Raw genomic sequence first — 19,485 nt, 5'->3', positions numbered from 1 at the left:
TTATTCAAACCCGACACCCCTGCTCAAATGATGGGAAGGTGCAGCTATGAGGGGAATAACGGATGGCGATCATTAATCTGAGTTCAGCAAGTGCGCGTATGGTGAGTAGTCAATCTGATTCCGCTTCAAGTGTTTTATAAGAAAGGCATGATCTGCGCGCGGTGTAGCTTTGATGTATCCCTCGATGCAGTGCTCGCGAGTGACCTCGTTGGAACCGCTCTCTACAGCGATCTGTCCAATCTGGGCAGCGATCGAATGTTTAGCAATATCTCGAAAAGCTTTAGGAACAGGGTTGACCAGAATCTGTAAAAAATCCTTGGAATCTTGCGTCCATAGCGGGCGGCTTCGTTCAACCCAGTGGTTCTGCCAGTCCAGCTTGGACATGCCATCATTCTTAGGCAGCACCTTTAAAAATTTGCGAAACATAAAATATCCGCCAATGCTCATGAAACCGAGCATGATGAACGTCCATACGGCAATGGAATTCATAAACCAGTTCGGAGGAGAACTGTCAGCAAGCGGAAAAAGGTTTAGACCTAGATTCATCTCGATCACCTCAGCATAATTACCTTAATTTTCTAGTGTGTCTATAACAAATTATACCTCATTCCTAGATTTATTTCGATATTACCTGTAAAATAAGGAGAATTAACCTGAAGGAGTTGTATTATGTTAAAAATCGGATCACATGTCTCGTTCTCAGACAAAGGATTGGTAACAGCCGCGAAAGAAGCCGCAACCTACGGATCCAGCACATTCATGATATATACCGGGGCGCCGCAGAACACTCGCCGTAAACCAATAGATACGTTATTTATCGAAGAAGGCAAGCAATTGATGGCTGAGCAGGGCATCGATGAAATCGTCGTGCATGCGCCATACATCATTAATCTAGGATCGTACAAGCCTGACACGTTTGAGCTCGCGGTGAACTTCCTGCAAGAAGAGATTCGCCGTACCCATTACATCGGTGTAAAGCAGATCGTGCTGCATCCAGGCGCGTATACGGATAAAGATGCGGAGTTCGGCATCAATCGGATCGCAGAAGGATTGAATGAAGTGCTCAGCAACACGAATGATACCGATGTCAGCATTGCGCTGGAGACGATGGCAGGCAAAGGCACGGAGATCGGCCGCAGCTTTGATGAGATTGCCTCTATCATAGACAAGGTGGAATTGAACAATCGTCTATCCGTGTGCATGGATACTTGTCATATTCACGATGCTGGATATGATATCGTGAACAACCTGGATGGCGTGCTTCAGGAGTTTGACCGAATAGTCGGCTTGGATCGAATAGCGGTCGTGCATCTCAATGACAGCAAAAACCCTACAGGAGCAGGCAAAGACCGACACACGCCTGTAGGCTCCGGATATATTGGCTACAACGGTATTCGCGGGGTCGTGAACCACGAAGGGCTGCAGGGAAGACCGTTTATTCTGGAAACGCCTTGGATCGGGAAGGATGCCAAGAAGCAGTTCCCGATGTATGAGACCGAAATCGCGCTGCTTCGCGGTGACATTAAGGGACGCTTCGGAGAAGGCTTCTTGGAAGACGTAGAACGCTTGGAGCATTTCTTCGCCAGCGAAAACGTAGATCGCCGTGATTACGTGCTGGATACATGGAATGTGTTGAAGAACGACGCCAAGGCTAAGAAGGCTGATCCGCGTGAGCCGTTGGAGCGTCTGTACGACCAAATCATAGGAGCGCAAGTGCTGCCAGATCTGAGAGAAGATCAAATTAATCAGCGACTTATCGCATGGTTTGCCGGTAAAGACATCCGATAGATCAGAACTTGTGATGTAAGCTTTATACTCGCTTTTGATCGATATAGAGAGACATTAGGGAGTGGAGGATAGTACTATGACACACCAACACACTATGGCGCAAGCTCGGCAGGAAGCCGATCGTGCGTCAATCAACAGAGCGCGCATGCTCATTTCATGTCCCGATCGGGCTGGAATTGTTGCTGCAGTATCACGCTTCTTATATGAAAATGGAGCGAATATTGTACAATCCGATCAATATACAATGGATCCAGACGGCGGCATGTTCTTTATGCGCATTGAGTTCGATTTGGAGCAGCTTCATGAAAGATTGCCGCAAGTAAGGCAGGACTTCGCCAGCATTGCTGAATCGTTTGAGATGACATGGCGTATTTCTCGAGTCAGCAAGAAGAAGCGTTTAGCTATCTTCGTGTCGAAGGAAGACCATTGTCTGCTCGAACTCATGTGGCAGTGGCAATCAGGCGATCTAGACGCTGATATTGCGATGGTCGTCAGCAATCACAATGATATGCGTGAATACGTCGAATCATTCGGCATTCCCTATCATCATATTCCAGTCACGGCTGATACGAAGGCGGAAGCAGAACGCCGTCAGGTCGAGCTGGTGGCAGGGAACGCGGATGTGATTATACTTGCTCGGTATATGCAGATTATTTCGCCGCGATTCATTGAGCAGTATCGCAATCAGATCATTAACATCCATCACTCCTTCCTGCCGGCATTCGTTGGCGGCAAGCCGTATCATCAAGCCTACAATCGCGGAGTGAAGCTTATCGGAGCGACAGCTCATTACGTAACGGAGGAGCTTGACGGCGGTCCGATTATCGAGCAGGACGTCGGTCGTGTTACGCATCGCGCAGATGTTAACGAGCTGAAGCGAATCGGTCGGACGATCGAGCGTGAAGTGCTGTCGCGCGCAGTACACTGGCATGTTGAAGATCGTGTCTTGGTGCATCAGAACAAGACGGTCGTATTTAACTAATACTTGGATACATGAACCTCTGTACACCGTGTGAACAGCGCGGTTGCAGAGGTTTTTCTTATGGTTGCAAGTCCAATGCAATTTGAGGCAATTCAGCCGTAGAATGTAATGTGAAAACCAAGTATAGTAATATAGCAAGCCACTGATAGAAGAAGGAAGCTGAGATTATCTATGGAACAATCCAAGCAGTGGAAAGAGCGCGTCGTTCACGAACTGCTTCCGCAATTAATAATTACTAGCTTGTCCTCTGAAGATCCGGTGACGGTAAAGTATGTTCCTGACGACTGGTCGCTGATGGGGAGAGGGAATTATGCAGCGGTATTTTATCCGAACAATGACCCGCGTTGGGTTGTTAAGGTATATGCCGCAGGACGTCCCGGACTAAGCGACGAAGTTGAAGTCTACCATAAGCTCGGAAACCATCCAGCATTCCCAGAATGCTATGAAATAGGTGATTCCTTCCTCATCTTGAGGCGTCTAGAGGGCATTAACCTTTATGAGTGCTTGCTGCAGGGAATCATCATTCCTCCTTCCGTGATCGATGATGTGGATGAGGCAGTGGCTTATGCTAGATCACGAGGGCTGAATCCGCGCGATATCCACGGTAAAAATATTCTCAATCATAACGGAAGAGGATATGTAGTCGATGTATCGGACTTTCTCCTCGAAGGTCCAGATCGAGTGTGGGAACACTGCAAGTGGGCCTATCGTTTACTCTATCGTCCTTTCCTCTATCGCAAGCCGATTGCTATCTCGGCATCTTGGCTGGAGCGATTGCGCAAGACGTATCGACGATTCGTCAAGATAAGTCGCAAGCCGTCATTATAACTTCTACTTCCAGAGCACGGTCCACTCTCAACCGTGTTCTTTTCTGTTAAATCTTAACATTCTCTTAACTCTCCCTTTGATTTTATTCAGATATACATAAGAAATTGCTAAACGAATGGTGCCTTAATTGTTAAGGACGCCCGACTATAATCTCCTCATAAGATATGTAAGCTCAACTGAGGAGGAAGTTCACGTATGTTGGATCACCCTATTCTAAGTGTAAAGAAGCTGCTCATTTGCATGATTGTCGTCCTGCTGCTGGCAGGCTGTGTGCAAGTCATTCCGAAATACATTACCGTCTCTGTAAATGGAACCGTACTTCCGAATAATCCAAATTCGATTCAGATGCACAATAATTATCTTATGGTATCGGAAGCGTTTATGGAGCAGGAGCTTGGTCTCGAGGTTGAGACTTCTATCGGACAGCTTGAGGAGAACATTTATTATCAGGATCAGGTAGCGGTGCTTATGTATCATCATCTGGAGCCGGAGCCTACAGCCAAGGGAGTGCTGTCTGTCGATTCGTTCAGAGAGCAGATGGAGCTGCTCCGCATCAATGGGTATCATGCCATCAGCATGGAGGAGTATGTCAGCTATATGACGGAAGGGGCAGAGGTTCCGGATAACGCGGTGTTGATTACATTTGATGATGGATATGAGAGCTTCTATACGCACGCTTTCCCGATTCTGAAAGAGTATGGGTATTCGGCAACCAACTTTGTGATCGTATCTGCTATTGACCAGCAGACCGGGATCAAGAAGATGACCTGGGATCAGATGAGAGAAATGAAGCAAGCCGGCATGAGCTTCTACAATCATACCTATAATTCGCATCAGTATAAGGAGATCAACAAGAAGGGCAAGAAAGCTGCAATGCTGTCCGGGGAGCTGTATCTTCCTGATGAGAAGCGCGTCGAGACGAAGGATGAATACTTGAACCGCATGAGGCTCGATCTAGGCACCGCAGAGAGGCGCTTGCGTGAAGAGCTGGGCAACACGATCGGCATAATCGCTTTCCCATATGGCGTGTTCAATAAAGATGTGTTTCATGTGTTAAATGAGCTGGAGATCAAGCTGTCATTTACGATTCGAGCAGGCATGACGACTAGAGCGGATCACAATGCATGCCGCTTCAACATGGGGACGATGGAGAAGACGCCTGAGCAGCTGGTAGCGGCTTTGCAAGAAAGTAATCCTAGCAGAGAATACGTGCGCATTCAAGTGGACGGCAAGGATATCCGCTTTGTTGAAGCGCAGCCGCGCAAGATCAAGGGTACGATGATGTATCCGCTGGGAGAGCTCAGCAGGATATTCGATATCGATGTGCAATGGGACAAAGACAAGAAGACCGTTCATCTCATGAGAAAAGTGTAAAAACGGATTCTGAAGGATGGAGCTGTTTAGGTGATGGAGAAGGAGAAAGTTGAGTATTTATCGCTATATCGAGCAATGGCGATTGCGGCAGTTGTTCTCATTCATTCAACGTCGCAGCCGGTTGCTGCCGCACAAACCTCTGATCTGTATTACATCTATGTGTTTCTTAATATCGCAGCGAAGTTTGCCGTACCTTCTTTTATTTGCTTGACCGCATTTGTCCTATTTTATAACTATGCTCATAAAGGACTTAAGCCTGCACAGATCCTGTCATTCTACTATAAGCGCTTGAAATACATACTAGTTCCATACTTCATAGCCTCGCTCTGTTACTTCGTATTCGTGCAATTTATTCGTGGAGACATCAGCTTGAACTGGGCTCAGCTTCGTCTGTTTGGAGAAGATCTCCTCACAGGAACGGCCTATACGCACTTATATTACATTGTGATCATCGTGCAATTCTATTTGCTGTTTCCGCTTCATCTGCTGGCCTCCCGTTCAAGGACATTTGTAAAATACAGCATCTGGATCGGGCTTCTGCTGCAGTGGTCTTTCGTTCTGCTGAATAAATATGAATGGCAGCTGCCTCGAACGGGAAGCATCTTTCTCCCTTATATGAGTATATGGATGCTCGGTGCTTTCCTCGGGATTCATTGGGAAAGATATAGAGCTTGGCTCGAATCTTTGTTCAATCCGGCTGCCGACCTTCGATACATGAAATGGAATAGGCTGCTGTGGCTAAGTTGGGCAGTCGTTACTTTAACACATGTTCAGGCGTGGTATATGACTCATCTGGAGATGATCGTCATGAACACGCTTATCTATGAAGGCTTGTTTAAGCTGCAGAGCTTGCTGTCCTGTCTTGTGCTGATTCAAGCTGCTTCTCTCATTCAGCGCCGCGGTAAGGCGTTATGGGTAAGACTGATGCATGGCCTTGGGGAAGTATCATTTGGCATCTACCTGCTGCATCCGGTGCTGTTATTTATCTATCGTAAGCTTCCTTGGCACCGGGGCTCACCATGGCTGTATCCGCTCTGGATCGCGGGCGGCTTCGTAGTGGCTTTAGGGCTTACATGGCTCATCGTTGCTTACTTATCGAGGCGGCTCCCAATGTCCTGGATCTTCTTTGGCTCGAATGCGAAGCCTCCTTCAGTCCATCAGCACCACAGCTCCATTTCGAATCAAGCAACAGATGGCCGACATATGTAAGCTTTTATATGTGTGATGAGCTCTTTTGACCAAGACAGACCAGCCATCGGATGATATGATGAGGGTATTGTGACCGTGGTTTTATTTCCCATAATGCTTGATGGTTGGAACAGTATAGGTCAAAGGAGTATGCCGCATGTCAAGGGAAACGATATTGCTAGTGGATGATGAGAAGGAGATTGTAGAGCTGATCGAGATCTATCTGAAAAATGAAGGCTATCAGCTTCTCAAGGCCGCGAACGGCGTGGAAGCGCTGAAGCAGCTGCAAGCTCATTCCGTTGATCTCATCATATTAGATGTAATGATGCCTGAGATGGATGGTATTCAGGCCTGCATGAAGATCAGGGAGCAGAACAATATCCCGATCATCATGCTCTCCGCGAAGAGTCAGGATATAGATAAGATCGCCGGCCTTAGCATCGGCGCGGACGATTACGTGACGAAGCCGTTTAACCCGCTGGTGCTTGTGGCGAGAGTCAAGTCTCATTTGCGCAGATATAAGCAATTCAATTCCGCGGCTCCGCTTAAAGAGAATGAAGTCCAGATTGATGATCTGATTATTAATTTTAGCACGCATAAGGTCATGGTAGAGGAGAAGGAAGTAAAGCTGACGCCTAGAGAATTCGCTATATTGAAGCTGCTAGCTTCCAATAAAGATATCGTATTAAGCATGGATCGCATCTATGAGGAAGTATGGAACGAGCCGTTTATGGAATCAAAAAACACAGTAATGGTACATATCCGCAAGCTGCGTGAGAAGATTGAGAAGGATAGCCAGAATCCGAGATTTATTAAGACAGTGTGGGGGATCGGCTATAAGATTGAATCTTCCTAAGGAGAGCAATAGATGAATTCGAATAAATGGAGCTCTAGTATGAGGTGGAAGTTTCTAGGGGCGTCTGTTGGCAGTCTGGCCATAACAGCCCTAGTATTGCTGCTCGGAAATATAATTGCCGCGAGATTATTATTGATAGGTATACCCTCACTCACGACGCCGGTGCGTTGGATCATTAACAATATCGGTTCGCTCCCGATTATGATCATCTCGGGCACCGTTGTATTCACTGCCAGCTTCTATTGGTTGAGTCTGCCGATGATTCGTTATATTCATAGGATCGAGCAGGTTGTTCAAGAATTGGCATCAGGACGCATGCTTTCGAATGTATCTTCTACGTCTTCCCATGAGCTAGGTGCGCTTGCCCAGCAGGTGAACGAGGCGGTAGCGGAGCTGAACAGCTATATGCTTGAGATTAAGCAGGGCTTACAGGAGATTGCGACTGGAAACTTCACATATACGATCCCGGTTAGGGAGCTTAGTGAGTTGGGAGAAGTTGCAGACCATATCAATAAGATGAGCGCGCAGCTAAGTCGATCGATTGAGGAAGAACGAAATGCGGAGAAGACGAAGAATGACTTGATTACCGGTGTGTCGCATGATCTGCGCACGCCATTGACATCTATTCTAGGCTTTTTGGAATTGATCGAAAAGGATCGTTATCAAGACGAGGTAGAGCTTCGTTATTATGTGAACATCGCTTATGAGAAATCATTGCGCTTGAAGAAGCTGACCGATGATTTATTTGAATATACGAGAATTAATAACGGTATGCCGCTTATGTTTGCGGAGCTCGACTTGGTAGACTTCATGCAGCAATTAGCGGATGAATTCGTTCCGGTGCTGGAAGAAGCGGATATGACGTGCCGCATTCATGCAACTGCTGAGCCTGTTAAGGTGATTGTAGACGGGGATCAGCTCGTTCGAGCCTTCAGCAATCTGATGTCCAACGCTGTCCGATATGGACATGTGGGCAAGATTATCGATATCAATCTGGAGGCAGACGAAGATCGAGCGATTGTGAAGGTAACGAACTATGGCCCGCCTATTCCAGTACGGGACTTACCTTATGTATTCGACCGCTTCTACCGAGTAGATTCGTCACGGCAGGTGACGACGGGCGGAACCGGACTTGGACTTGCGATTACGAAAAGTATAATTGAAGCTCTTGGCGGACGCATAACCGTGTACAGTAATCAGCGACACACCACATTTGAAACAAGCTTGCCGTTGAAACGAAAATGGCGAAACCAATAATATGAGCTCGATGCTGCGCGTTAAAGTGAGGAAGATAACGAGTTAACCGTCTGCACCATGATAATTCAGAGAAATTCGTATTTAGTCAAGTAGCGCTCCTGTATAACTAGTGGTACAATAATGCAAAATGACATAAACAAGCTCGAGTAGACTGTCTTGAACTAGTCTGCCTCCAGCGACTAGAGAGGGAGGAAATCATCAATGACTGCAACACCTTCTAATATTGATTCCTTGTCCATTGCTACTATTCGGACGCTGGCAATTGATGCAATTGAGAAAGCGAAATCTGGCCATCCGGGTATGCCAATGGGAGCGGCACCGATGGGTTATCATCTATTTGCAAAGGAAATGACGCACAACCCGGTTAATCCGACTTGGATCAATCGCGATCGTTTCGTATTGTCTGCTGGGCATGGTTCCATGCTTCTCTACAGCTTGCTTCATCTTAGCGGCTATGACCTTCCAATGGAAGAGATCAAGCAGTTCCGTCAATGGGGAAGCAAGACGCCTGGCCATCCGGAATTCGGACATACAGCCGGTGTTGATGCAACTACAGGACCGCTTGGACAAGGTATTGCGATGGCGGTAGGTATGGCTATGGCTGAAGCTCAAATGGGAGCTACATATAATCGTGAAGGCTTTAATGTAATTGATCATCATACATTTGTTATCTGCGGCGATGGCGACCTTATGGAAGGCGTATCTCATGAAGCGGCTTCTATGGCTGCCCACATGAAGCTGGGCAAGATGATCGTCCTCTATGATTCTAACGATATCACGCTTGACGGTGAAGCGAACCTGTCGTTCAGCGAGAATGTACGCCAGCGCTTTGACGCATATGGATGGCATACGGTGCTGGTTGAAGACGGCAACGACTTGGCTGCGATCGCAGCAGCGGTTGAAGCAGGGAAGGCTGAGTCGAACAAGCCAACTTTGATCGAAGTGAAGACGGTTATCGGCTACGGCAGCCCGAACAAGCAAGGCAAGGGCGGACATGGCGGTACACACGGTTCTCCGCTTGGCGCAGAAGAAGCGAAGCTGACGAAAGAAAACTACAAGTGGACATTCGAAGCTGACTTCCATGTACCGGATGAAGTATATGCTCACTTCGAGCAGAATGCGAAGCAGAAGGGTATCGAAGCTAATAAAGCTTGGGATGCGATGGTAGCTCAATACGCTGTGTCGTATCCAGTGCTGGCTGAACAGTTCAAGACGGCTGTCAGCGGCAATCTGCCAGCGGATTGGGATGCTTCGCTGCCGTCGTATTCTGTCGAGGATAAAGCTCTATCGACACGTGTTGCTTCTGGTAACGCTCTGAACGGCTTGGCGAAGCATATTCCGTTCTTGACTGGCGGATCTGCTGACCTCGAGAGCTCGACGATGACTCACATGAACGGCTTGACGAACTTCCAGCCAGGTCAATATGACGGCCGCAACATTTACTACGGCGTGCGCGAGTTCGCGATGGCTGCAGCGATGAACGGCATGATGCTGCACGGCGGCGTGAAAGTGTTCGGCGGCACGTTCTTCGTGTTCACGGACTACTTGCGTCCAGCAGTTCGCTTGTCCGCTATTCAAGGTCTGCCTGTTACGTATGTGCTGACACATGACAGCATCGCTGTCGGTGAGGACGGTCCTACGCATGAGCCGATCGAGCAATTGGCATCTGTTCGGATCATTCCGAACGTGACCGTCATTCGTCCAGCGGACGGCAATGAAACTTCCGCGGCATGGGCCTATTCGATGCAGAACAAGAACAATCCTGTCGTGCTCGTTCTGACACGTCAGAACCTGCCGATACTTGCTGCTTCGCAAGAGCATGCTCGCGAGGGCATAGCTCGCGGTGCCTATGTGGTATCCGAAGCGCAGAACGGCAAGCCTCAAGCACAGCTGATCGCTACTGGCTCCGAAGTACAGCTCGCTGTACGCGCGCAAGCGGCGCTGGCTGAAGAAGGCATCCATGTTCGCGTCATCAGCATGCCTAGCTGGGATCTGTTCGATAAGCAGCCGCAGGATTATAAGGATTCCGTGCTTCTGCCTGGAGTGAAGGCGCGTCTTGCCATTGAGATGGCGCATCCATTTGGCTGGGAGCGCTATGTCGGCGATCAAGGCAGCGTGCTCGGTATTTCCACATTCGGCGCGTCGGCCCCTGGAGATCGCGTCATCAGCGAATACGGGTTCACCGTTGAGAATGTAGTGAAGCGCGTTAAGGCGCTGCTTTAATTTAAACGCATCAAGACATAATAAAGCCCGCTGTTCAGCTGTATAGCTGCAGCGGGCTTTGTTGCATCAATTTATACAAAGTGCCCTTATGTCTGCTTACTTTGGTTGAATAGCATGTCCGATCCACTGTTCGTAGATCTTGACTACAGAGCATAGATCCTCTGGGCCGTAGCCTTGGGTCTGTCCCATCTGGAACGTGCTCTTAGCCATCTCAAGCAGAGGTGTTGGCAGCTGCATGGAATCGGTCAACACGGAAGCGAGCTTCAAGTCCTTGAGCATCAATTGGAGCGAGAACTGATTGTCGAAGTTGCCGTCAATAATCTTCTGGCCTTTCAGATCGGCTGCTTTGCTGCCTGCGCTGCCGTTTTGCACAACTTCGAGGAATGCGGTTGGGTTAACATCCGCCTTGGAAACGATAGAGAAGCCTTCCGCTAGCGCGATGTTATTAATGCCTACAATCGTGTTGTGCGCCAGCTTCGTAATCGCTCCGCTGCCGTTCGCCCCCATATGTACGATGCGGGTGCCCATCGCTTCGAATACAGGCATCGCCGCTTCGAGCACTTCTGCTTCACCGCCGACCATGAAGAGCAATGTGCCGGCTTCTGCGGCAGGCTTGCTTCCGGTTACGGGAGCATCAAGGAACTTGGCGCCGCGCGCCGTACAATCCTCAGCCAGCTTCTTCGCAAGCGAAGGCGAGATCGTGCTGCTGTCGATGACGATCGTACCAGGCTTCAGAGCAGCGATAATTCCATGCTCCCCATCATAGATGCTATGGATGGAATTATCATCGCTTACCATCGTGATCACGACATCAGCGGAGGCAGCAGCTTCGCCGGGAGTATGAACCAGCTTCGCGCCTTGTGCAGCAAGCGGCTCTCCTTTAGCAGCTGTACGGTTATAAATCGTCAGCTCGAATCCTTTAGTTAACAAATTGAGAGCCATCGGATAGCCCATCGTTCCTAATCCAAGTAATGCTACTTTCTTCATATCGATTTCACCTCTTGTATGATATCGTGCATGTTGGGCGTTTAAAGAGCTTGTTTACATCGTTTATTGTAGCATAATTACTTCCGCCAACGCAGGAAACGATTGGGATAGGGTTCTGATGTAGTGGAATCATAAGAATGCTTATACTAATGGCGGAAAGTGGAGGTGATAACGCATTCATTCGAGGTTTTAACTAGTTCAACGAATTAGTTTTGCTGTGTAACCCCTTTCATGGAGGGGGTTCGCTTGTTTTTACTAGTGAAATCCAGTATCCTAAGCTTATATCTAGTTTCATGGATTAAAGTGGAAAAGTAAACCATTTCCGTGTATCACAGCACTTCATTTCAACAGAGGAGGGTGTACATTGACTAAAAAAGTGCACTTCGATTATAGCAAAGCTTTGACTTTCGTTGGACAACATGAAATCGACTACTTGGCAGAGCCAATCCGATTGGCTCATGAGCAACTACATAATAAGAGCGGAGCAGGCTCCGATTACTTGGGTTGGATTGACCTTCCAACCAACTATGATAAAGAAGAATTCGCTCGCATTAAGCAAGCGGCAGCTAATATACAAGCGAACTCCGATGTATTGATCGTTATCGGTATCGGCGGTTCTTACCTGGGCGCTCGCGCAGCAATTGAGATGTTGGGACATTCCTTCTACAACATGCTGCCTAAGGATAAGCGCAAGACTCCAGAAATTTATTTCGCAGGCAACAACATCAGTTCTACTTACGTGTCTCACTTGCTTGAGCTTATCGAAGGCAAGGACTTCTCCGTGAATGTCATTTCGAAGTCTGGTACAACGACAGAGCCGGCAATCGCATTCCGTATCTTCAAGGAAGCACTTGAGAAGAAATACGGCAAGGAAGAAGCGAAGAAACGGATCTATGCAACAACAGACAGCGCGAAGGGCGCGCTCAAGAAGCTTGCAACAGAAGAAGGCTACGAAACGTTCATCATTCCAGACGATGTGGGCGGCCGTTATTCTGTTCTCACAGCAGTTGGTTTGCTGCCGATCGCAACAGCAGGCATTAGCATTGATGACATGATGCAAGGTGCTGCAGACGCTGCTAAGGAATACAGCAATCCGAATGTAGCTGAGAACATGAGCTATCAATACGCGGCTGTACGCAATGCGCTGTATCGCAAAGGCAAAGCTATTGAGATTCTTGTCAACTATGAGCCTTCCTTGCACTATGTATCAGAGTGGTGGAAGCAATTGTTCGGCGAGAGCGAAGGTAAAGACTACAAAGGCTTGTACCCAGCTTCCGTTGATTTCTCAACAGACTTGCACTCCATGGGCCAATTCGTTCAAGAGGGCGCACGTAACCTGTTTGAGACGGTCATCCAAGTTGAAGAAGTGAAGAACCACATTTCGATTAATGAAGATGCAGCTGATCTGGATGGCTTGAACTTCTTGGCTGGCAAGACGATGGACTTCGTTAACAAGAAGGCGTTCCAAGGCACCATGCTCGCGCACACAGACGGTCAAGTACCGAACCTGATCGTGACAATTCCAGATATGACACCATACTCCTTCGGATACTTGGTTACATTCTTCGAGAAAGCTTGCGGCATCAGCGGCTATCTGCTCGGAGTCAATCCTTTCGACCAACCGGGAGTTGAAGCCTACAAGAAGAACATGTTTGCGTTGCTGGGCAAACCTGGATACGAGAAAGAGAAAGCGGAATTGGAATCTCGCTTGTCGGAATAAGACTTTAGGTTTATGCAATGAACGTTAGTTTAACGGCAAATCAAACAGCTTAGATATACAAATTGCCGACGGAAGCAGTTTCTCCATGATGAGAAGCTGCTTTCTTGGCAATCTTGGAAGGTGAAACACTTGTTAGAAAAATATAAGACGGTGCGAGAGTTTGGCAGCAAAGAAATCATCATCAAGAAATCTCGCTTTATTGGTTATGCAAGACCAGTTCAAACAGAAGAAGACGCAATCGCTTTCATTGAAGAAATCAAGAAGAAGCATTGGAACGCTACGCATAACTGTTCTGCTTATTGTCTAGGCGAACGCAATGAGATTCAGAAGGCCTCTGATGACGGCGAACCAAGCGGCACTGCCGGCAAGCCGATCCTGGAAGTGATTAAGAATCAAGGCTTGAAGGATGTCGCGATCGTAGTTACTCGTTATTTTGGCGGTATCATGCTCGGAGCGGGGGGATTAATCCGAGCATATACAGATGGGGCTGTAGCCGCTATTGAAGGTGCTGGAGCCATTGAGAAGGTGCTCCACCAGAAAGTTACGGTCGAAGTGGATTACACATGGTTAGGCAAGCTGGAGAATGAGCTCAGAAATAAAGGTACGCGAATGGGGGAGACACAATTTACCGACAAGGTTACGCTGGTTTGTTTGCCGGTAGTGTCTGAAAGCGATGCCTTTATTGCTTGGATTACCGACTTGACCCAAGGGCAAGCGGTTATTCGAAAGGAAGATTTAGAATTTCATATTGAAGGGGAATAAGGAGAAGAAGCGCTATGCCAAGAAAAGCCGTAGAACAGGAATTGTCGCGAGAGCGCATTCTGGAGGTAGCGAGGCATTTATTCGTAACGAAGGGCTATCGTTCCATATCAATGCGCAGTATAGGTCAGCAGTTAGGATACAGTCATGGTTCGCTCTATTATCATTTTAAAGATAAGGCAGAGCTGTTCTATGCCATTGTGCAGGAGGATTTCTGCAAGCTGGGGCGACTGTTTGAACGAGTGATCAATCAAACGCAGCACGATGGAATGTCGAAGCTTGAACAAGTCATGCTAGAATTTATTAGTTATGGATTAAACAACCCGCATCACTATGAGATTATGTTTATGACGCGAGATGAAGAGCTTCTAGCGTATGCTCGTGCTGAACAAGGCCGATGCCTGGAGACATTTTCAACTATAGTCCGTCAATCGCTCAATGCATATTTATCGAATGATCAAGATCGGCACAACATACCTCGTACCCTGTTCTTGGCCATGCATGGCTTCATTTCTTATTACATTCAGGATCAAGTCAGCTTTGAAGAAGTGAAGCCGGCGGCTTCCGCTCACGTCCGTTTCCTATGTCGTAAGGCGGCTGAAGAAGCTGCTCAAACTGCTTAACTTCCCATATGTTATGAAAAAAGACGTCTTTTGACGTCTTTTTTCTTTAGTTAACGAAAGCGTCGCAGATGTAATGAGTTATGGGGCTAATGTGCTAAAGCGTTAATGGTAGAACCCTGTCGAATGACCTACGGAATATTAATGGCATGCGGCATTCACGATCACATTGACCGGTGCATCCTCAACAATAATTTTCCGCAATTGTACCTGTACATATGAACCAAATATAAGCATTTCGAATAGGTTGCATAAGGAAATTTGAATAGTAGCACAGGAAATGCATGCTGATGCCTATATCCACAATGGTACATTTGCGTGATTGACAAATAATGGAGAGATTTAGTAACATAACACCAAGTAAGTTGCTTGGAATAATCATATATGGAGGAGGGAACAGCTGCGATGAATGCGATATTACGGCATAAAGGAGCAATGTGGGGGTTTCGAACCACGTTATTGCTATATATCGTAATCTTGATTGTCCTGCCGATTGCAGGCATCTATGTTCATGCATGGTCAAAGGGATGGTATACATTCTGGGACAGCGTATTTGAGCCTATAGCGTGGCAAGCCGTATGGCTTACGTTCAAGCTGGCTGTGATCGCGGCACTTATTAATGCTGTACTAGGGACAATATGCGCTTGGGTGCTGCATCGCTATCGTTTTCCAGGCCGTGTGCTGTTGAACAGCTTAGTAGATCTTCCATTTGCGCTTCCAACAGCTGTTGGTGGATTGATGATCCTGCTGCTGCTTGGACCTAGCAGCATAGTGGGCCAGTGGGCGGATCAGCTTGGTTGGCGATTGGTATTCGATAAGCCTGCAATTGTGATTGCGATGGTCTTCGTCACGTTTCCGTTTGTCATACGTGCGATTCAACCGCTTCTGGAGGAAAGGGACAGAACTCAGGAAGAAGCAGCACTGACCTTAGGCGCATCCAAATGGCGCACCTTTATGCAGGTGCTGCTCCCGCAAATGAGACCTGGCATCGTGAGCGGCAGCATGCTGGCATTTTCTCGAGCTATAGCTGAATTTGGAGCAGTTGTGCTGATAGCTGGCAATATTCCCGGCAAAACCTTAATAGCCTCCGTATATATATTCGGTGAGATTGAAAGCGGCAATCCGCAGGGGGCAGCCGCGATATCGGTTATTCTGCTGACGATGTCTCTCCTTATCCTATGGTTCGTTCATTCCGTACAATCTTGGGGGAATCGCTCATGACATCTGACCCCAATCCAAGCAAAACCTCTTCTATAGGCAAACTCCTTATCTTAGCAACCTACCTGATATTTGTCCTGCTTCTCGTCAGTCCATTATTGCAAATGCTCTATGGAGCAGTCCAAGACGGTCTTCAAACGATCATAAATGCATTGCTTCGCCCAGAGGCGCTGCATGCCATGTGGATGACAGCCGCAGTTGTACTTGTCGTTACGGTACTGAATACGCTATTTGGCGTATGGACGGCACTGTTGATCGTTAGAGGCGGGTGGCTCAGTCGGTTGCTGCGCAAATGGATGAACAGTATCATCGATCTGCCGTTCGCAGTATCGCCCGTGATAGGCGGCTTCATGATTGTGCTGCTGCTCGGACCGCATACGGTTCTTGGAGCACTGCTGTCTGAGGCAGGGTTCCCTATCGTTTATGCATTTCCCAGTATGGTATTAGCTACACTGTTTGTAACCTTTCCACTAATGGTTCGCGAGGTTGCGCCTGTGCTGCAGGAAATTGGTACTCAGCAAGAGGAAGCGGCCTATATGATGGGGGCGTATTCGTGTACTACATTTTGGAGAGTAACTTGGCCTTCCATTCGATGGGGTGTTATCTACGGTATTGTGCTGACAGTAGCTCGTTCACTCGGTGAATTTGGCGCAGTGCTCGTCGTATCAGGCAATATTATGAACAAGACACAGACGATGACCACACTTGTTTATCAGGATGTGGATAATTTTAATATAGCAGCAGCTAACAGTCTCGCTGTTGTGCTTGCCATCATCTCAGTCTCGCTGCTTCTGGTTATGGAATGGGCGAAGAAACGAAAAGGAGGGCCTGATCATGCACATTGAGGTTCACAAGCTGAATAAATGGTTTGGACCCTATCAAGCGGTTAAGGATGTGAGCTTCAATATCGAAGCAGGCAAGCTGATCGGGCTGCTTGGTCCGAGCGGAGGCGGCAAGACGTCTCTGCTGCGCATGCTGGCTGGGCTAGAACAGCCGGACAGCGGAGAGATTCGGTTTCAAGGGCGTGTGATGAACGGAGTACCGCCTCAAGAGCGCGGCATCGGATTCGTATTCCAGCATTATGCGCTGTTTAAGCATATGACGGTGTTCGACAATATTGCATTTGGCCTAAAGGTGAAAAAATGGTCTAAAGTACGAACTAAAGCGCGTGTAAAGGAACTGCTAGAGCTTACTGGCTTGAAGGACATCGAGAAGCGCTACCCTCATCAGTTGTCCGGAGGACAGCGGCAGCGTGTTGCCTTTGCGCGTGCTTTAGCGCCAGAGCCGCAGCTGTTATTGCTTGATGAGCCCTTTGCCGCTATTGACGCTAAGATCCGCCAAGAATTGCGCAGTTGGCTGCGTCAGCTCATTGAGCAGGTTGGCATCACCTCGATATTCGTAACTCATGATCAGGATGAAGCGATTGAAGTCGCCGACGAGATCATGATCATACAGCAAGGGTATATGGAGCAGAAAGGGACACCTTGGGATATTTATAAGCATCCTGAGACGCCCTTTGTTGCGTCATTTATCGGAGAGTCGACCATCGTTTCAGATATTCATTTGTTAAAAGGTTTTGAGAGTGCGACTGTGTGGACATCGAGCAAAGCGCTGATTCGGCCGGAGTATATCGAAATTGGAAAGCCTGGAGAACTCAGATTGGCATCTGCAAGCGAGCAAGGGGTAGTTAAGGCGCTTCATTTTCGCGGCAGTGAATGGCTTGTCGAAGTAGAGGTCGGCGATCTGCGGCTTAAAACGTATCGTTCGCTGGAGAGTCCTTCCTTAACTCCGGGTGAGCAAGTGCAGGTACTTGTGCACCGTATTTATTTGTTCCATGGAAATGATCATTGGATGCTGGAGAATGCCCTCAAGAGTGATCCTGCGCCCATATACATTTAGCCAGTACTCGAATGACTTGTCATTTCTACAGGTGAAATAAAGGAGTTGGAGCGCATGAATCTATGGCTGCTGCGATCAGGGCGGAGGGGGGCAGCCTTCTTGGTAATCGCCCTATTGATACTTGTACTGAACGCTTGTGTGAAGCAGCCTAGTGCATCTGTGAACACAAATGTATCAGCGGACATGGCATCAGACCGAACACAAACCTTGGTTATAGGCGCTTATTCGGTAGCCAAGGATGCGCTGCAGCGAATCATCCCCGAGTTTCAGCGGCAATGGCAAGCGCAGACTGGCCAGACTCTGAACATCCAGCAATCGTACGAGGCTTCTGGGACACAGGCGCGGTCAATAGCTGGAGGAATGGAAGCGGATGTGGCGTTGTTCGCGATGGAAGGCGATGTGGATAAGCTGGTTGCAGCTGATTTAGTGCCAGAGGATTGGAAGCAGCGTGATCCGTATGCAGGTATGGTGACCCGCTCCATCGTCGTTATCGGCACGAGAGAAGGTAATCCGCATGGCATTCGAGATTGGAATGATCTCACACAGCCTCATGTGGATGTGCTGTACCCTAATCCCAAGACGTCTGGCGGGGCGCAGTGGGACATTAACGCGATCTATGGCGCTGGCTTGCTCATGGCGAAGGAAAAAGGCGTCGATGCCGCATCCTATGCCAAAGAGCTGCTCTCAGCCGTACATCAACGCGTAATATCGATGGATAAGAGCGGCAGAGCTTCAATGGCTGCCTTCGAATACGGTGTCGGAGATGCAATCATAACGTATGAAAATGAATTGTTAGCCCGCCAAAAGCAAGGCGTGCACTATGAGATCGTGGTGCCTAAGCATACGATCCTGATCGAGAATCCAGTCGTCGTCGTTGATCGATACGTCGATAAGCATGGAACCCGTGAGGCTGCTGCTGCCTTCGTAGAATTCTTGCGCAGTGAGCAGGCGCAGAAGCTGTGGCTGGAGTCAGGATTCCGCCCTGTTATTCCGCTTCCTGGAATCGATACGGAAGCGGCAGACGAAGGTGTGTTTACGATCGAGGAGATGGGTGGCTGGAAGCATGTCCGCGAACTGCTGTACAGTAAGCGCGGGATCTGGTATCAAGTATTAGCAGGATTATAGCAGAATGGATGATACGCCGCGTGTCCTTGAGTTGAGGCATGCGGTATTTTTGCTGAATATGTGTCTTAGTTGCTGATCATTATTTTGTAGACTCAGTATTGGTGAGCCTTTGAGTAATATCCCCTGGCCTCAGAATGCGTGTGAGCACCTGAGAGGCTGGGATAATAGCGAGATGGAAGTAGAAGGGGTAGTGGAGTAGAGAAGCATTCGAGTATTATCCCCAGGACTCAGAATGGGGTCGACACCTGAGAAGTTGGGATAATAGCGAAATGACGGTAGATAGGGTAATGGTGTGGCGAAGCCTTTGAGTACTATCCCCAGGGCTCAGAATGGGGTCGACACCTGAGCGGTTGGGATAATAGCGAAATGGCGGTAGAAGGGTAGTGGTCTGGCGAAGCCTTTGAGTACTATCCCCTTGCCTCAGAATGGAGTGAGCACCTGAGAGGTTGGGATAATAGCGAAATGGCGGTAGAAGGGGTAGTGGTCTGGAGAAGCTTTTGAGTAGTAGGCAGTGGTTTGAGGAAGTTCAGTATGGATTGGTTGCGAGTTGGGCGGTCAACATAAAGAAAGCCAGCAGCACGGGATGAAGTGCTACCTGTCAAGTAGACAGTGTAAAAAACAAAAACAGTTGGTTTATTTTCCTCAGCTCGGTTTAACAGAG

The 19,485-nt window shown here is 48.1% G+C and carries 17 protein-coding genes; 15 read left to right on the top strand and 2 right to left on the bottom strand.

The annotated features are described in order from the left end of the window. Window positions 1–72: 72 nt before the first annotated feature. Window positions 73–546 (bottom strand): DUF2621 family protein, encoded by a 474-nt coding sequence (locus tag AC3WTP_RS08730; protein WP_492394216.1) that lies wholly within the window; start codon window positions 544–546, stop codon window positions 73–75. 123 nt (window positions 547–669) lie between these two features. On the opposite strand from AC3WTP_RS08730, the gene AC3WTP_RS08725 reads away from it, so the two are divergent. The 8 genes from AC3WTP_RS08725 (at window position 670) to tkt (ending at window position 10,496) form a co-directional block, all read left to right on the top strand. Then, window positions 670–1,788, top strand: a complete 1,119-nt coding sequence (locus AC3WTP_RS08725; protein WP_492394215.1) for a deoxyribonuclease IV — start codon at window positions 670–672, stop codon at window positions 1,786–1,788. 76 nt (window positions 1,789–1,864) lie between these two features. After that, the gene (gene purU, locus AC3WTP_RS08720) at window positions 1,865–2,770 is read left to right on the top strand and encodes a formyltetrahydrofolate deformylase (protein WP_492394214.1); all 906 of its coding nucleotides are present in this window, start codon (window positions 1,865–1,867) and stop codon (window positions 2,768–2,770) included. A gap of 171 nt (window positions 2,771–2,941) precedes the next feature. Then, window positions 2,942–3,598 (top strand): serine/threonine protein kinase, encoded by a 657-nt coding sequence (locus tag AC3WTP_RS08715; protein ID WP_492394213.1) that lies wholly within the window; start codon window positions 2,942–2,944, stop codon window positions 3,596–3,598. A gap of 195 nt (window positions 3,599–3,793) precedes the next feature. Next, complete coding sequence (locus AC3WTP_RS08710) at window positions 3,794–4,972, top strand: polysaccharide deacetylase family protein (protein WP_492394212.1); 1,179 nt, start codon at window positions 3,794–3,796, stop codon at window positions 4,970–4,972. Window positions 4,973–5,005: 33 nt separating this feature from the next. Beyond that, complete coding sequence (locus AC3WTP_RS08705; protein ID WP_492394211.1) at window positions 5,006–6,181, top strand: acyltransferase; 1,176 nt, start codon at window positions 5,006–5,008, stop codon at window positions 6,179–6,181. A 136-nt stretch (window positions 6,182–6,317) separates the two neighbouring features. After that, window positions 6,318–7,016, top strand: a complete 699-nt coding sequence (locus AC3WTP_RS08700) for a response regulator transcription factor (RefSeq protein WP_492394210.1) — start codon at window positions 6,318–6,320, stop codon at window positions 7,014–7,016. A 12-nt stretch (window positions 7,017–7,028) separates the two neighbouring features. After that, window positions 7,029–8,273, top strand: a complete 1,245-nt coding sequence (locus AC3WTP_RS08695) for a sensor histidine kinase (protein WP_492394209.1) — start codon at window positions 7,029–7,031, stop codon at window positions 8,271–8,273. Between the two features lie 201 nt (window positions 8,274–8,474). Beyond that, on the top strand, window positions 8,475–10,496 hold the full coding sequence (gene tkt / locus AC3WTP_RS08690) for a transketolase (protein WP_492394208.1): 2,022 nt from the start codon (window positions 8,475–8,477) through the stop codon (window positions 10,494–10,496). Window positions 10,497–10,592: 96 nt separating this feature from the next. Here the strand turns inward: tkt and AC3WTP_RS08685 are convergent, their stop codons facing one another. Then, window positions 10,593–11,489, bottom strand: coding sequence for an NAD(P)-dependent oxidoreductase (locus tag AC3WTP_RS08685; protein WP_492394487.1), 897 nt, complete (start codon window positions 11,487–11,489; stop codon window positions 10,593–10,595). 358 nt (window positions 11,490–11,847) lie between these two features. Here AC3WTP_RS08685 and AC3WTP_RS08680 point away from each other — a divergent pair, with 358 nt between their 5' ends. From AC3WTP_RS08680 to AC3WTP_RS08650, 7 genes are all read left to right on the top strand, one after another. Then, window positions 11,848–13,203, top strand: a complete 1,356-nt coding sequence (locus AC3WTP_RS08680; RefSeq protein WP_492394207.1) for a glucose-6-phosphate isomerase — start codon at window positions 11,848–11,850, stop codon at window positions 13,201–13,203. Window positions 13,204–13,332: 129 nt separating this feature from the next. After that, the gene (locus AC3WTP_RS08675; protein ID WP_492394206.1) at window positions 13,333–13,965 is read left to right on the top strand and encodes a YigZ family protein; all 633 of its coding nucleotides are present in this window, start codon (window positions 13,333–13,335) and stop codon (window positions 13,963–13,965) included. Window positions 13,966–13,979: 14 nt separating this feature from the next. After that, window positions 13,980–14,585, top strand: coding sequence for a TetR/AcrR family transcriptional regulator (locus AC3WTP_RS08670; RefSeq protein ID WP_492394205.1), 606 nt, complete (start codon window positions 13,980–13,982; stop codon window positions 14,583–14,585). Window positions 14,586–14,987: 402 nt separating this feature from the next. After that, window positions 14,988–15,803, top strand: coding sequence for a sulfate ABC transporter permease subunit CysT (gene cysT / locus AC3WTP_RS08665; protein WP_492394204.1), 816 nt, complete (start codon window positions 14,988–14,990; stop codon window positions 15,801–15,803). Next, window positions 15,800–16,645, top strand: coding sequence for a sulfate ABC transporter permease subunit (locus AC3WTP_RS08660; RefSeq protein ID WP_492394203.1), 846 nt, complete (start codon window positions 15,800–15,802; stop codon window positions 16,643–16,645). The genes cysT and AC3WTP_RS08660 overlap by 4 nt, the downstream gene beginning before the upstream one ends. Continuing rightward, window positions 16,635–17,699 carry a sulfate/molybdate ABC transporter ATP-binding protein gene (locus AC3WTP_RS08655; protein WP_492394202.1) on the top strand — a complete coding sequence of 355 codons (1,065 nt, stop codon included), beginning with the start codon at window positions 16,635–16,637 and terminating at the stop codon, window positions 17,697–17,699. Before AC3WTP_RS08660 ends, AC3WTP_RS08655 begins: the two co-directional genes overlap by 11 nt. A 54-nt stretch (window positions 17,700–17,753) precedes the next feature. Beyond that, window positions 17,754–18,824: a sulfate ABC transporter substrate-binding protein gene (locus AC3WTP_RS08650; RefSeq protein ID WP_492394201.1), complete on the top strand. Its 1,071-nt coding sequence runs from the start codon at window positions 17,754–17,756 to the stop codon at window positions 18,822–18,824. Window positions 18,825–19,485 lie beyond the last annotated feature (661 nt).

This window comes from Paenibacillus sp. EB106-04-04-XG159, assembly GCF_058791835.1.
The sequence above is the reverse complement of the archived record's forward strand: the minus strand, read 5'-3'. Positions and strand labels throughout refer to the sequence as shown.